Raw genomic sequence first — 13,662 nt, 5'->3', positions numbered from 1 at the left:
CGCGGCGGAGGGCTCCCATCGCCGCGATCCCTGCCCAGAGGGTGCGAGCCTCGGGCAGGACCGGCGGCCGCCCGCCCCGGCCGTGGAAGCTCCTCCGGAACACCGATGACAGGAGACGAACGAATGCCTACCCAGCCCACAGTCCTGATCGACGGACGGTGGACCTCGCGCGAGTCCACCTTGGACGTCCACAACCCGGCTGATGGCAGTCTCGTCGGACGTCTGGACTGGACGGATGCCGAGCAGGCGGCCGCAGACGCCACCGCCGCGGCCGATGCGGCGGCAGTCGCCTTCGCCGGCTGGGCCGGCACCGGTGTCCGGGAGCGGTGTCGTCTGCTGTCGGCCGGGGCAGACCTGATCGAGGAGCGTGCCGATCTCCTCGCCGATCTGCTCGCCCGCGAGGCGGGCAAGCGACTTCCCGAAGCGCGCGGCGAGATCGCCTTCTCGGTGGAGTACTTCCGCTGGTTCGCCGAGCAGGCGAGGCGGAGGCATGGAGCGGTGGTGCAGGAGGAGGTGGCGGTCCGGCGGCACCTCGTGCGCCGCAAACCGGCCGGAGTGGTGGCGAGCCTGACACCGTGGAACTTCCCGTGCTCGATCCAGGCCCGCAAGCTCGCACCCGCGCTCGCCGCGGGCTGCACGGTGGTGGCGCGTGTTTCGGAGAAGGCTCCCCTCGCGGTCACCGAGATGATCCGTTGCCTCACGGATGCCGGGCTGCCGCCGGGCGCGGTCAACCTCGTGCACGGGCCCGCTGCGGAGATCACGGGCGCCCTGCTCGCTCACCGCGCAGTGCGCGTCGTCTCGTTCACCGGGTCCACTGAGGTCGGGCGGCTGATCATGCGTCAGGCGTCGAACCGGATCACGCGTCCACTGCTGGAACTCGGTGGGAACGCGCCATTCCTGGTCCTCGACGATGCCGATGTGGACGCCGCGGTCGAGGGCGCGATGCTCGCACGGTTCCGCAACACCGGCCAGTCCTGCATCGCGGCGAACCGCTTCTTGGTCCAGGACGGCGTGCACGACGAGTTCGTGGCCGAGTTCGCAGCGAGGATCAAGACGATGACGGTCGGGAACGGGGTGGCCGACCCGTGCCCGGACCTCGGCCCCGTGATCGACGACGAGCGCGCGGCGGCCGTTCGCGGTCTGGTGGCCGAAGCCGTCGCAGCGGGTGCCCAGGTCCACGGCGGCCAGCAGCGACTCCCGGAGTCCGGTAGCTACGTCGCGCCGTGCGTGCTCACGGGAGTGCCCCAGGACGTCGGCCTGGCCGCGGAGGAGGTGTTCGGACCGGTGGCGGGTGTTTTCCGGTTCTCCACCGTCGAGGATGCGCTGACCACCGCCAACGCCACCGAGATGGGACTTGCCGGTTACGTGTACTCCGGTGATCTCGGTGCCGGGTGGCGCATCGGCGAGCAGCTGGACGTGGGCATCCTCGGTGTCAACGAGCCGCTGCCCAGCGTCGCCTTCGCCCCGATGGGCGGCGTCAAGCAGTCGGGGCTCGGCAGGGAGGGCGCCGACATCGGACTCGAGGAGTTCACCGAGGTCCAGTACGCAGCGCTGACCCTGTGAGCGCGGCAACGGCGGTCCTCCTGGCCGTGCCGGTGCTGATAGGGGCCCTCACGCAGCGCACGACGGGCCTGGGCTTCGGTTTGGTAGGAGGTCCGCTGATGGTCGCCGCTGCGGGCCCGCACATCGGGGTGAGCCTGTCGAACGCGCTGTCCATGGTGCTGTGCGGGACCGTGCTGGCCCGGACCTGGCGGGACACCCATTGGCGTTCCGTGCTGATGCTGGCGCTCCCCGCGATCGCAGCCATCCCGCTCGGCGCGTTCGTGGCAGCGGTCTCGCCGACCGGGCCGTTGCTCGTGCTCATCGGGTCGATGGTGATCGTCGCCGTGGCCGCCACGGTACTGGCCGGACGCCAAAGGCTGCTGCGGGGCGCACCAGGCGCGGTCATCGCCGGAGCGATCTCGGGCTTCATGAGCGTGACCGCCGGGGTCGGAGGGCCGATGGTGTCGGTGTACGCGCTCTCCGAGCAGTGGGCTCGACGAGTGCTCATCCCGACCGCGCAGGCGTACCTGCTCGTGGTGAACTTCGGTTCCCTGGTCGCGAAGGGAATACCCGAGGTGTCGTGGCTCGGCTGGGTGTGCTGCGGTGCGGCACTGGTGATCGGTGCGATCGCGGGTGAGTGGCTGGACGAGCGGATCGCGGCGAAGACAGGCCGTCGGTTGATCATCGGTGTCGCGCTGATCGGTGGGGCCTCCGCCGTGGTGCGGGGTGTCGTGACGATGCTGTGAGAGCAGCGCACGAGCAGTCCGTCCCAGTGCGACGTCGCGGGGAAGCCCGCACAGGACCGCCGTCGCGACGTCCGGGACTCAGGCGGCGTGGTGATCGCCAGTGCTCCGACGTTCCAGAATCCGGCGAACGCCTCGAAGGAATCGCTGGCGGGTCGCGGAACGGCCAAGCTGCTGGCCAAACAGCTGCGCGCCTCCAGCGTGGTACCGGAGCGAGGAGTGGTCGGGCCCGCGCGGAACGTCGTCGCGCGGGCCCGTACCGCTACTTCACCGCCAACGTCAGGATCTGCGTGGTCTGGTTGGGGGAGAAGTTGTCGTCGCTGATCAAGACCAGGCTGCGGCGGCCGTCGGGCAGGCGTGGTCCCCAGGTCATTCCCTCGATGTTGTCGATCGTGCTCGGGGCCAGGTCGGCGAGGTCGACCACCAGCTGCTTGCGGGCCGGTTGCACATCGGCGTTGGTCAGTGACTCGACGTGTTGCACGTCGGTGGCGGTACGGGTGTCGGTCCGGTAGATCCGGATCGAGTTGCCGACGCCGCTGACGAATGCGCGCTCCAGAACCAAGTATTGGTCGCCCTGGTCAGCCAGGACCGCGGTCGCGCCGTTGTTGGCGGAGCCACCGGTGGGGGAGGCGGCGAAGACCGGGTCGAGCGGGTAGGCGTACTGCGCGAGTACGGACCCGGTCCTGGACTGCAGGGTGATGCGGGACAGCGCGCCGTGCTCGGTGGTCGGCGACTCGCCGTCCTGCAGCAGCGGACCTTCCGTGGCGGTGACCACCCTGGTGCCGCCAGCTGCCAAGGTCAGGCCTTCCAGGGCCTCGTTCCGCTTGGGCCCTGTCGTTGGCGTCATGCGCAGGTTCGCTGGCAGCGGAAGGTCGTGGGTGGAGCTTCCGCCGGTGTCGGCACCGCGGATCGACGGGTCGATCAGCTGCTCGCCGCGATCACCTTCGCTGGTCCACCAGAAACCCTCGGCCAACGGGTCCCAGCGGATGTCTTCGGGATCGACCGAACCTGCCGGGTAGGTCGTGCCGTCCGGGCGTAGCAGCGGGCGGGTGCCGGTCAGCTCGAACCGGGTGCCGTCGAAGTCAGCGGTGTAGTACCGCGCAGGGTGCCGTTCCGAACGATCGTCGCTGATCACCGCCCACTGGCCGGTGCTCGGGTCGTAGTCCACGCCGGACAGGCCACCTACCGTCGTGCCGTCGAACTGCATGGCGTGCGGCAGCGTCGTTTCGCCGACCAACTCGACCTGGCCGTCCTCCGCAGCGGCTGGCTGCGCAGCCACCAGCAGGCTCGTGGCAAGCACTACGCCCGGAACACTCGTCCTCATCATGCGAACAGCGCATCCGACCATGGTGGCCGGCAAGTGGCGCGCAGGTGGAGGAAGGTTGTCCCGGTGCTGACCGTTGAGGTGACCAACTTGCGCGATCGTGGTCCACGGCGTTCGCCGTTGGGGGACCTGAGTGGGAGTCATCGGCTTTCCCGCGACCACCAAGGTGGTCAAAGTTGATTCCCAACCCGCACAACCACGTTTTCGCATGACAGGCAACACTCCCGGGTGTGCGGGCCGCTTCGACCTCGTCGACCAGACCGAGGATTCACCACCGGCACGCCCCGCCGGAACCAGCGATTCCCCCGGGCTAGCCACCGCACGAACGAACGTCGTGACGCCACGCCGACACAGGGCACGAGGGATTTCCGAACGCTGCGCAGGTCGAGCCGCGACTGCGCGAGCTGTCGGAGGAATCGAGGGCAAGGCGCCAGGCCGAAGACCACTTCCGGTGGTACTCGAGCCCAGAGGTGCTGTCGTCAGCTGCTGCCGCGACCTCCCGCTCGGCGTTGGAGGGAATTGCGGCCACCACGGCCGAAGTTTTCCTCGCGGACGACGGTGAATCCGGTTCGACGGGCGCCTTTCGTTGTCCAGCGACTGGGTCATCCATCCCTCTCCTGCGCTGCTCTCAGGCGAGGAGTGGTCTTAGCTGCTGGGCGTGCTGCTCCAGCATCGTGACGAGGGCACCGCGCCGCTCGGCGATGCCGTTGGCCGGTCCGCTGACGGTGAGCCCCGCCACGAGCGTGCCGGCTTCGTCGCGCACCGAGACGGCGAGGCAACCGCGGTCCGAGCGCAGTTCACCGAGCTGCCACGCGATCCCGGTGCGCGCAACCTCCTTGAGTTCCACGTCCAGCCGGGTCGGTTCGGTGATGGTGCGCTCGGTGAACGAGCGCATGTCGCGGACCAGCGCGCGCCAGTCGGGCTGGTCGGCGAGCAGGATTTTGCCCAGCGCAGTGGCGTGCGGGAAGCGGGCCAGGAGCGCTTCGTCGCTCGGCGGGTGATCTGGGTCGGTGTCGATGAGCACGAGCCGACCGTCGGAGTAGGAAGCGAGGTGAACGCCCCAGCGCAGCTGCTGACGCACGTGCTCGACGACTGCCCGCGCGGCAGCGCAGGGCCGGGGCGGTGCCGCGACAGACAGGCGTTTCGCCCGCCTGCCGAGGGCGAACCCGCGCAGGTCGGGAAGTCGCACCAGGTACTCCTCGCCGACGAGCAGGTTGAGCATGCGATAGGTCGTGGCGGGCGGCATCCTCAGCGCGGCGGAGATCTCCTTGGCCGTGACGCCGGGGCCGGCCGCCGCGACTTCCTCGAGCACGGCGAGCGCGTTGCGGACGGCCTTGGGTTGTCTGCCGGACAGCGGTGCGGGATCGACCACGGGGCTCACTCCCGCCCGGTGAACAGGTCCGCGGCGGAGGTCTCGTCGTAGACGCCGAGGCCGCGCAGTTCCTCGGGCCGGTGCGCGCGGAGCCAGAGCAGCCAGGTCAGACCGGCAGCCGCGAGCACCGCGAAGACCCATGGGTAGGGCGCGCCGGACGAGGCGAGGGTGAACACCGCGAGCACGATGAGCAGCGGCGGAGCCACGACGATGGTGATCAGCACGGGCGTCGGGGTCAGCTCACCGATGCGGTGGAGGAACACCGGTGCGGCCAAGCACACGAGCAGGTACGCGAGGAGGTAGCCGAACACAGCCACGTTCAGCAGCGAGATCAGCAGCAGGGGAGCAGCGACTCCCGCTGCCAGCGCGACGATCGGCACGGACGTGGTCACGGCGAACGCGGTCACGATCGCGACGTGCGGGGTGTGGTGCCGCGCGTGGGCGGCGCCGAACGCCGCAGGAGCGATCCGCTCGCGCCCCATCGAGAACAGCACCCGGGCGAGCGAGGTCGCCGCGGCCATGGCGCACGCGAAGAACGAGGTCGCGACACCGACGTCGAGCACGTAGGGCAGCCACGAGAGGTGCTGGATGGCCGCGAGCGCGTTCCACGGCTGCGGCTGCCCCGCCAGCCGGCCCGGTAGGTGGTTGAGCCCGGCGACCTGCGTGTAGGCGGCGATGAGGAGGAGTCCGCCGCACAGCGCAGCGGTCCACTGCACGGCGCGCGGCACCGACTGGAACGGCCGCCGAGCCTCGACCCCCAACGACGCCGCCGCCTCGAACCCGATGAACCCGCCCAAGGCGGGCAGCACACCGGCGGCGATGCCGCCGAACCCGCCTGGAAACCCCACGAACGGGGCCGTGGCCGGAGGTCCGAGTCCGACGATCAGGACGCCTGAGACGAGCAGCATCAGCCCGATCGAGACCGCCTCCGTGATCAGCACGACCTGCGCGGACAACCGAATGCCCCGAACCGTGCACAGCGTGGCGACGGCGCCGAGGATCGAGACGAAAGCGGCCACGGTTGCGTTGCCCCCGGCCAGGCCGGCGTGCGCGAGCAGATCGGTCAAGTAGGTCCCCGAGCCGACCAGCGCGGCCATCGTCAGCAGCCCGTACCCGACCAGCAGCGCCCAGCCGCTGGCGAACGCGGCCAGCGGCCCGAGCCCCTTGGCGGTGAGGCTGTACAACGAGCCCGCCGCCGCCATGCGCCGGGTGAATTGACCGACGCAGCTTCCGATGAGCGCCGCCAGCGCGGTGGCCACGAGGAATGACCAGAACACGCCCGGTCCCGCGGTGGTCGCCGCGATCGCCGGTGTGGCCGCCATCGCCGCCGAGGGTGCCGCTCCTGAGATCGACTGCGCGAACACCTGCAGTGGCCCGAGGTTGCGGCGGTCCAGGCCCGCCACGGGGGATTCGGGCCGCAGCACCGGGCGGCCCGCGAAACCGGTGTGGTTCCCGTCCTTCACGGCTAGCCCTTCCCTGTGGATGCGGCGGTGTGGAGGGCACTGTAACCGTCCCGTCAATCGAGGTCACGGGAGTGCGGGTCAAATGAGAATTCCGGGTGCGGCGTTCTCGCGAGACGAGAACGGGGCGCGGGTTTTCCCGGACGTGGAGACCCGGGTTTGACCGCGCGATCAGGCCTGGGCAACGGTACTCGCCAACGCTGCAGCGATTCGTCGAAACCCCTTCGACCGGGGAGTTCACTTCATGGAACCACCCGCCAGACAACCACTTCCCGGGTCCTTGGGAGCCGGATCAATCGTTCTCATGGTGGTGGCGGCCGCGGCACCACTCACTGTCGTGGCGGGCAGCGTCCCGCTGGGCATTGGCCTGGGCAACGGCGCCGCGTTCCCGGCCACCTTCCTCGGCTGCTTCGCGATCCTGCTGTTCTTCGCCGTCGGGTACTGCGCGATGAGCAGGCACGTTCCCAACGCCGGGGCGTTCTACGCTTACGTCCAGCACGGCCTCGGCCAGGCGCCCGGTCTCGGCGCTGCGTTCCTCGCCCTGGTGACCTACACGGCGGTGCAGCTGGCCGTGTACGGCTACCTGGGGGCAAGCGTCGATGCCCTGGTGCAGCACTGGGGTGGGCCGGCGCTGCCCTGGTGGCTGTGGGCAGGGGCGGCCCTCGCGGCGGTTGCCGTGCTCGGATACCGCCACATCGAACTCAGCAGCCGGGTGCTCGGCGTCCTGTTGACCTGCGAGATCGGTGTCGTCATCGTGTTCGACGTCGTAGTTGCGGCCAGCGGCGGGGCCTCGGGGCTGTCGACCGCGTTCCTCCAGCCCGGAGCGGTCGTGTCCGGGTCGCTGGGCATCGGCATCATGTTCGCGATCGCCAGCTTCATCGGGTTCGAGGCGACTGCCGTGTTCCGGCACGAGGCGCGGGATCCCGAACGAACCGTTCCTCGGGCGACCTACATCTCGCTTCTGCTCATCGCCGGTTTCTACACGCTGTCCAGTTGGGCGGTCGTGTCCGCGTGGGGCGATGGCGAAGCCATTGCGCAAGCCCAAGGCGACCCGGGGAACATGCTGGTCATGACCGTCAGCGAGTACCTCGGTCCGGTGGGCGCCGAACTGACGCAGGTGCTGCTGGTGACCAGCCTGTTCGCTGCGCTGCTGTCGTTCCACAACGTCCTGGCCCGGTACTGCCACGCGCTGGGCGGTACGGGAGCGCTTCCCGCGGTCTGCGGCCGGACGCACCACCGACACGGTTCACCGCACGCCGCCTCGCTCGTCCAGTCGGCCAGCGCCGCCGTCCTGCTGATCGTGTTCGCGGCGGGCGGCATGGACCCGGTGACCCAAGTCTTCCCCTGGATGGCCGGTTCGGCGACCGTCGGCGTGCTCAGCCTCATGGTGCTGACGTGCCTGGCGGTGCTCGCGTTCTTCCGCCGCAGCCGTGCGGACACACGCGCCTGGCACACGGTGATCGCGCCGGTCCTGGGGCTCACCGGGCTCCTTGGGTGCCTGGTGCTCACGATCGTCAACTTCCCGACGCTGATCAGCGGGTCGCCAGGCATCGCGGTGGTGATCGGAGCCGTTCTCCTTGGCTCCTTCGCCGCAGGGGCCCTGCTGCCCACCTTCCGACGTTCGGTGCCCGGACCTGTTCCGGTTCGAGAAAGCCTGTGATCTCAGCATTTTCCGCCAAGAGGAGGAACAACGATGACCGCTGGGGAAGCGACCACGGCTTCGCCGTCGCATCCGCTGGACCCGATGACGCCGGAGGAGGTGCGCGAGATCAGGTCCGTCCTCGATCGCGCAGGCCTGCTGGGTGAGAACACGCGCTTCGCGTTCTGCGCGCTGGAGGAGCCGGACAAGGAAGTGGTGCGGGACCACGTGGCGGGCGACTCGGTCGAGCGCCGCTTCCGTGCGCTGCTTCTCGACCTCGAGGGCGGGCCGTCCAGGGACGTCGTGGTATCCACGACGAGTTCCGCTGTGATCGGCCAGGTGGATCTTGATCCGGTTGCGGACGGCCAGCTGCCGATCATCGACACCGAGTTCGAGCTGATCGAAGACGTCCTCAACGCCAGCGAGGAGTGGTGCGCCGCGCTGGTCCGGCGTGGTTTGGATCCTGCTGAAGTGTGCGCGGTTCCGCTTTCAGCCGGGGTTTACGACTACCCGGAGGAAGTGGGCCGTCGCGTCGTCCGGGCGCTGGGATTCGCCCAGCACCACGAGAAGGACCACCCGTGGGCGCACCCGGTGGACGGTCTGGTCGCTTACGTGGACCTCAGCCGCCGTGAGGTCATGCGCGTTGTCGACGAGCGGGAGTTCGCCGTTCCGCAGGAGCCGGGCAACTTCGACGATCCCGCGCAGGTGGGGCCGCAGCGCACGACGCTCAAGCCCATCGAGATCTCCCAACCAGACGGGCCCAGCTTCACGGTGGACGGACACCAGGTCCAGTGGGAGGGCTGGGACCTCCGCATCGGTTTCAACGAACGCGAGGGGCTCACGCTGCACCAGATCGCCCTGAACGACCGACCGATCGCCTACCGGGCCTCCATCGCGGAGATGGCAGTGCCCTACGCGGACCCGTCGCCGGTGCGGTTCTGGCAGAACTACTTCGACTGCGGCGAGTACATGTTCGCTCGTTACACGAATTCGCTGGAACTGGGCTGCGACTGCCTCGGGGAGATCCACTACTTCGACGCGGTGGTGGCCGACGACCACGGGCAGCCGCGGACCATTCGCAACGCGATCTGCATGCACGAGGAGGACTACGGCGTGCTGTGGAAGCACACCGACATCTTCACCGGCTCGCACGAGACCCGGCGGCAACGCCGGCTGGTGATCTCGTTCTTCACCACCATCGGCAACTACGACTACGGCTTCTACTGGTACTTCTACCTCGACGGCACCATCCAGCTGGAAGCCAAGGCCACCGGGATCACGTTCACCGCCGCCTACCCACCGGAAGGCCACGAGTACGCCGCCGAACTCGCACCAGGACTCGCGGCGCCGTACCACCAGCACCTCTTCTGCGCACGTCTGGACATGTCGGTGGACGGGCACCTCAACGCGGTCGAGGAAGTCGAGGTGGCCACGGTCCCCGTCAGCGACGCCAACCCGCACGGCAACGCCTTCCGTGAATCCCGAACCCGGCTGACGACCGAGAAGCACGCGGCACGCACCGCCGACCAGGGGCGCGCGCGGACGTGGCACGTGATCAACCCGGAGGTGCGCAACCGGTTCGGCCGCAACGTCGCCTACGCCCTCCACCCGGAGGGCCAGCCCACGCTGCTGGCTGACGAGGACTCGTCGATCCACACCAGGGCGCACTTCGCGACCAAGCACCTCTGGGTCACCCGGTACGACCCCGCGGAGCGCTACCCCGCGGGCGACTTCGTCAACCAGAACCCCGGCGCAGGCCTGGGCGAGTGGATCGGGGCCGACCGCGAAGTCGACGGCGAGGACATCGTCCTGTGGCACACCTTCGGGCTGACCCACTTCCCCAGGCCGGAAGACTGGCCGGTCATGCCCGTCGACTACACGGGATTCACCCTTGAACCGGTGGGCTTCTTCGACCGCAATCCCGCTCTGGACGTGCCGCCCAGCACGAACGGTCGTTGCCACGGTGCTGACTGACCGAGCGGCGTTTGCCCTCGGACGAAGGTGACCGAGTGCTGAGCTCGTCGATATCGCGAGCCGGTCGCCGCACTGAAGCGGCTGGTGCGGGGCTGGGCATGGTGGATCCTGCCGCCATGCCCAGCCCATCGAGGTGGAGGGGGGAGGAGCCCTGACGTGGCCACCGACGACGGCAAGTGGCCGGAGACGTCAGGAGGTGAGTTCGTGGAGCGTGCTTCGGGATGCGCGGTAGGACTTGTTGGCCAGTGCGGTGAGAACTCCGATGGCGAAGGCCAGGGCAACGACGCTCAGGAGGATGGCGGCGAGCACGCCTGAGCCGCTGATGAGCGTCGTGAAGTTGGTGAGCACCAGTGCGGTGATGGCGAGGACTCCCACGAGCCCGAGAGCCGGGGCGAGGCGCGTGTTCCAACTTCGCGCGTCCACCTCGGACCGGGCGAAGAACACGAGGATGGCCAGTCCCGTGAGCATGATGAGCGTCAGGATGCTGACCGTTGCCAGACCAGACATCCAGGTGAACAGGTTGAGCACCGGGTCTGCGCCGGCGAGCGCGAAGGATCCCAGGACGAGGACGGCGGCGGCGGTCTGGGTCAGTGAAGCGATGTGAGGGGAAGCGTGGCGGTCGTGGGTGTTGCTGAGCGAGGCAGGTGCGATGCCATTGCGGGCCAGGGCGAACAGGTAGCGCGCGATGGCGTTGTGGAATGCCAGGAGTGCCGCGAACAGGCTGGTCAGCAGCAGGATGCTGACGATGTCGGCGGAGACCGGGCCGAGGTAGTCGGCCGCGGTGTCGAAGACCAGGCCTGAGGTGTTGGCGTTGGCGGCGGCTTCGATCCGGTCGGGGCCGTGGGCGACGACGATGGTCCAGCTGGAGAAGGTGTAGAACGCGCCGATGAGCACGACTGCCACGTAGGTGGCGATCGGGATGGTGCGCTTGGGGTTGCGGGATTCCTCGCCGTAGATGGCGGTCGCTTCGAACCCGACGAACGAGGCGACGGCGAAGGTCACCGCGACGCCTGGCGCGCCCTGGAAGAACGTCGCCGGGGAGAACGACGTCGCCGAGTAGCCCTCCGGGCCGCCTTGTACGAGGATCGCGACGGCGAGCGCGGCGACGATGGCGATCTCGAGCACCAGCATCACACCGAGGACCTTGGCTCCGATCTCGATGTTGCGGTATCCCAGGGCCGCGACGACCACCAGCAGCAGCCCGGCGAGCGCCCACCACGGGACCTCCGGACCGCCGTAGCGGGTGATGAGTTCCTGCAGGGTTGCGGCGGCGAGGCCGTAGATGGCTGCCTGGATGGCGGTGTAGGTCAACAGCGCCAGCCCGGCAGCGCCGAGACCGATCGTCGGTCCGAGTCCTTTGGTGACGTAGGCGTAGAACGCCCCGGCGTCGACGACGTGGTAGCTCATCGCCGCGTAGCCGACGCTGAACACCAAGAGCACCGAGGCCACGATCGCGTAGGCGACCGGCACACCGGGCCCGTTGCTGATCGACAGCATGACCGGCAGCGCGCCGCCGATCGAAGTCAGCGGTGCGGCGGCGGCCACGACCATGAACACGATACCGGCGACGCCGATGGATCCGCGCAAACCGCGGCCGTGTTCGGTTTCGACGGTCCTCTCAGTCATGGCAGCACTCTCCGGTCGTGTCCTCGGGGGAGCGGGACTGGCAGTGCGCACTGGCGCTCGGGGGGACGTCCAGGGTGGGGTTGCGGTCGAAGAATCCGACGGGCTTGAGCTTGAAGCCGGTGTAGTCCACCGGCATGATCGGCCAGTCCTCCGGGCGGGGGAAGTGCGTGAGCCCGAAGGTGTGCCAGACGACCACGTCCTGGCCCTCGATGTCGCGGTCTTCGGCCACGTAGGCCGGCAGGCCCGCGCCACCCGGGTGCTGGTTGACGAAATCGCCTGCGGCGTAGCGTTGGGCCGGGTCGTAGCGGGTGACCCACAGGTGCTTGGTGGCGAAGGTGGCGCGGCGCTGGATCGGCGAGTCGTCGTCGGCGAGCAGTTCGGGATTGCCCTCGGGGAGCAGCGCGTAGGCGACCGGATCGCCGAGGCGGTTGCGCGACACCGGGTTGGTGATGTGCCAGACCCGCCCGGCGCGGTTGTCGGCCAAGCGCTGGGCCTGCGACTCGGTGCGCAACGGTGTCCTGTTGCAGGTGAAGGCGTTGCCGCGCGGGTTGTCCGGACCGGTGGGCACCCGCTGCACGTTGATCTCCTCGACGGAGTTGTGGTGTCCGTCGACCATCATGTCCAGCCTCGCGGAGAACAGGTGCTGGTGGTACGGAGCGCCGAGTCCGGGAGCGAGCTGCGAGGCGTACGGGTTCGTCGTGTCGTTCCCTGGGCCGGGGTAGGCAGCGGTGAACACGACGCCGGTGGCCTTGGCCTCGCACTCGATGGTGCCGTCGAGGTAGAGGTACCAGTAGAAGCCGTAGTCGTAGTTGCCGATGGTCGTGAAGAAGGAGATCACCATGCGGCGCTGTCTGCGGGTTTCCGACGACCCGGCCCACAGGTCGGTGTGCTTGAACAGCACCCCGAAGTCCTCCTCGTGCATGCAGATGGCGTTGCGCAGCACGCGGGGGTGGCCGAATTCGTCGGCGATGACGGCGTCGAGGTAGGTGATGTCGCCGAGGCAGTCGCATCCGAGCTCGAGGGCGTTGGCGTAGCGGCCGATCATGTATTCGCCGGTGTCGAAGTAGTTCTGCCAGGACCGCACCGGCGACGGGTCGGCGTAGGGAACGACCATCTCGGAGATCGATGCGCGGTGCACGATCGGGCGCTCGCGGTCGCCGTCGCGGAATGAGATCTGGTGCAGCACGAGTCCTTCGCGTGCATCGAAGCTGATGCGCACCGACCAGTTCTCCCATTCCAGCCTGTCGCCGTCCAGGGCGAAGCTTGGGCCGTCGGGTTGGACGATCTCGATCGGCTTCTGCGATGTCCGAAGTGGACCTGTCTCAGCGAGGTCGTCGAAGTTGCCGGGCTCTTCGGGGATCGGAACCGGGCCGAGGTCGAGTACTCGCGTGACCGTGCGGTTGTCGACGTCGACGTAGCCGACGAGCCCGTCAATCGGATGCGCCCAGGCGTGGTCGGCCGGGTGCTCCTGCAGGAAGGCCAGACCGCGCAGGATTCGGCGCCCGGTCTCCTCGGGGTAGCCGAAAACTCCCGCGGACAGGGGAGCGACACGGACTTCGGCGACGTCGACCTCGCGCGCGGCCAGCGCCTGCAGCCAGCGTTCGTCCGCGGCGAGGATCTGCTCGACCAGCTCGAACTCCTGGTCGAGCACTGGAAGTTGGCCGTCGGTCGCCGGGTCCAGCAGCGTTTCGCGCTGGATCGACTCCGATGTCAGTGAGATGATGACGTCCCGGCCGCCGGGAGCCGCCACGTCGTGCAGCAGCACCCGCACGAGCCGATCGGGTTGTTCCGGACCGTAGAGGGCCTCTTTCGAGGGCTCTTCCAATCCCAGGTAGACCACGCGGGTGGTGTCTGGCAGGAAGCCGGCGTTGTCGAGGATCTTCCTCGCGCAGTTGATTTCCTCGGCGGAGAGCCGGTCAAGCGGGTGAGGAGTTGCGGTCGCGGAGTGGGGTGGCATCATCGACTCCCTTTTTTCTACATGC

9 protein-coding genes are annotated in these 13,662 nt (G+C 68.8%); 4 read left to right on the top strand and 5 right to left on the bottom strand.

Annotation, left to right across the window (positions count from 1 at the left end; genetic code table 11):
- Positions 1 to 123: 123 nt before the first annotated feature.
- Positions 124 to 1,563 (top strand): NAD-dependent succinate-semialdehyde dehydrogenase, encoded by a 1,440-nt coding sequence (locus tag E1161_RS10885; RefSeq protein ID WP_132622240.1) that lies wholly within the window; start codon positions 124 to 126, stop codon positions 1,561 to 1,563.
- The gene (locus E1161_RS10880; RefSeq protein ID WP_132622238.1) at positions 1,560 to 2,288 is read left to right on the top strand and encodes a sulfite exporter TauE/SafE family protein; all 729 of its coding nucleotides are present in this window, start codon (positions 1,560 to 1,562) and stop codon (positions 2,286 to 2,288) included. The genes E1161_RS10885 and E1161_RS10880 overlap by 4 nt, the downstream gene beginning before the upstream one ends.
- A 259-nt stretch (positions 2,289 to 2,547) precedes the next feature.
- Here the strand turns inward: E1161_RS10880 and E1161_RS10875 are convergent, their stop codons facing one another.
- The 3 genes from E1161_RS10875 to E1161_RS10865 all read right to left on the bottom strand — a co-directional run bounded on the left by E1161_RS10875 (position 2,548) and on the right by E1161_RS10865 (position 6,444).
- Positions 2,548 to 3,612 carry an esterase-like activity of phytase family protein gene (locus tag E1161_RS10875; protein ID WP_408011978.1) on the bottom strand — a complete coding sequence of 355 codons (1,065 nt, stop codon included), beginning with the start codon at positions 3,610 to 3,612 and terminating at the stop codon, positions 2,548 to 2,550.
- A 625-nt stretch (positions 3,613 to 4,237) separates the two neighbouring features.
- Complete coding sequence (locus tag E1161_RS10870; RefSeq protein ID WP_235874934.1) at positions 4,238 to 4,981, bottom strand: IclR family transcriptional regulator; 744 nt, start codon at positions 4,979 to 4,981, stop codon at positions 4,238 to 4,240.
- Positions 4,982 to 4,986: 5 nt separating this feature from the next.
- Positions 4,987 to 6,444 carry an APC family permease gene (locus E1161_RS10865; protein WP_132622234.1) on the bottom strand — a complete coding sequence of 486 codons (1,458 nt, stop codon included), beginning with the start codon at positions 6,442 to 6,444 and terminating at the stop codon, positions 4,987 to 4,989.
- 241 nt (positions 6,445 to 6,685) lie between these two features.
- Here E1161_RS10865 and E1161_RS10860 point away from each other — a divergent pair, with 241 nt between their 5' ends.
- Together E1161_RS10860 and E1161_RS10855 are read left to right on the top strand one after the other, a co-directional pair.
- On the top strand, positions 6,686 to 8,101 hold the full coding sequence (locus E1161_RS10860) for an APC family permease (RefSeq protein WP_132622232.1): 1,416 nt from the start codon (positions 6,686 to 6,688) through the stop codon (positions 8,099 to 8,101).
- 33 nt (positions 8,102 to 8,134) lie between these two features.
- On the top strand, positions 8,135 to 10,054 hold the full coding sequence (locus E1161_RS10855) for a primary-amine oxidase (RefSeq protein WP_132622230.1): 1,920 nt from the start codon (positions 8,135 to 8,137) through the stop codon (positions 10,052 to 10,054).
- Between the two features lie 189 nt (positions 10,055 to 10,243).
- Here E1161_RS10855 and E1161_RS10850 read toward each other — a convergent pair whose 3' ends face one another.
- Together E1161_RS10850 and E1161_RS10845 are read right to left on the bottom strand one after the other, a co-directional pair.
- On the bottom strand, positions 10,244 to 11,680 hold the full coding sequence (locus E1161_RS10850) for an APC family permease (RefSeq protein WP_132622228.1): 1,437 nt from the start codon (positions 11,678 to 11,680) through the stop codon (positions 10,244 to 10,246).
- Positions 11,673 to 13,637, bottom strand: a complete 1,965-nt coding sequence (locus tag E1161_RS10845; RefSeq protein ID WP_132622226.1) for a primary-amine oxidase — start codon at positions 13,635 to 13,637, stop codon at positions 11,673 to 11,675. The genes E1161_RS10850 and E1161_RS10845 overlap by 8 nt, the downstream gene beginning before the upstream one ends.
- Positions 13,638 to 13,662: the final 25 nt, after the last annotated feature.

This window comes from Saccharopolyspora aridisoli, assembly GCF_004348445.1.
Classification (GTDB): domain Bacteria; phylum Actinomycetota; class Actinomycetes; order Mycobacteriales; family Pseudonocardiaceae; genus Saccharopolyspora; species Saccharopolyspora aridisoli.
The sequence above is the reverse complement of the archived record's forward strand: the minus strand, read 5'-3'. Positions and strand labels throughout refer to the sequence as shown.

Excerpts from the sequence above, each read along its gene's own strand:
- E1161_RS10885 (WP_132622240.1), top strand. The coding sequence starts at position 124 with ATGCCTACCCAGCCCACAGTCCTGATCGACGGACGGTGGACCTCGCGC.
- E1161_RS10875 (WP_408011978.1), bottom strand. The coding sequence starts at position 3,612 with ATGATGAGGACGAGTGTTCCGGGCGTAGTGCTTGCCACGAGCCTGCTG.
- E1161_RS10855 (WP_132622230.1), top strand. The coding sequence starts at position 8,135 with ATGACCGCTGGGGAAGCGACCACGGCTTCGCCGTCGCATCCGCTGGAC.
- E1161_RS10860 (WP_132622232.1), top strand. The coding sequence starts at position 6,686 with ATGGAACCACCCGCCAGACAACCACTTCCCGGGTCCTTGGGAGCCGGA.
- E1161_RS10850 (WP_132622228.1), bottom strand. The coding sequence starts at position 11,680 with ATGACTGAGAGGACCGTCGAAACCGAACACGGCCGCGGTTTGCGCGGA.
- E1161_RS10845 (WP_132622226.1), bottom strand. The coding sequence starts at position 13,637 with ATGCCACCCCACTCCGCGACCGCAACTCCTCACCCGCTTGACCGGCTC.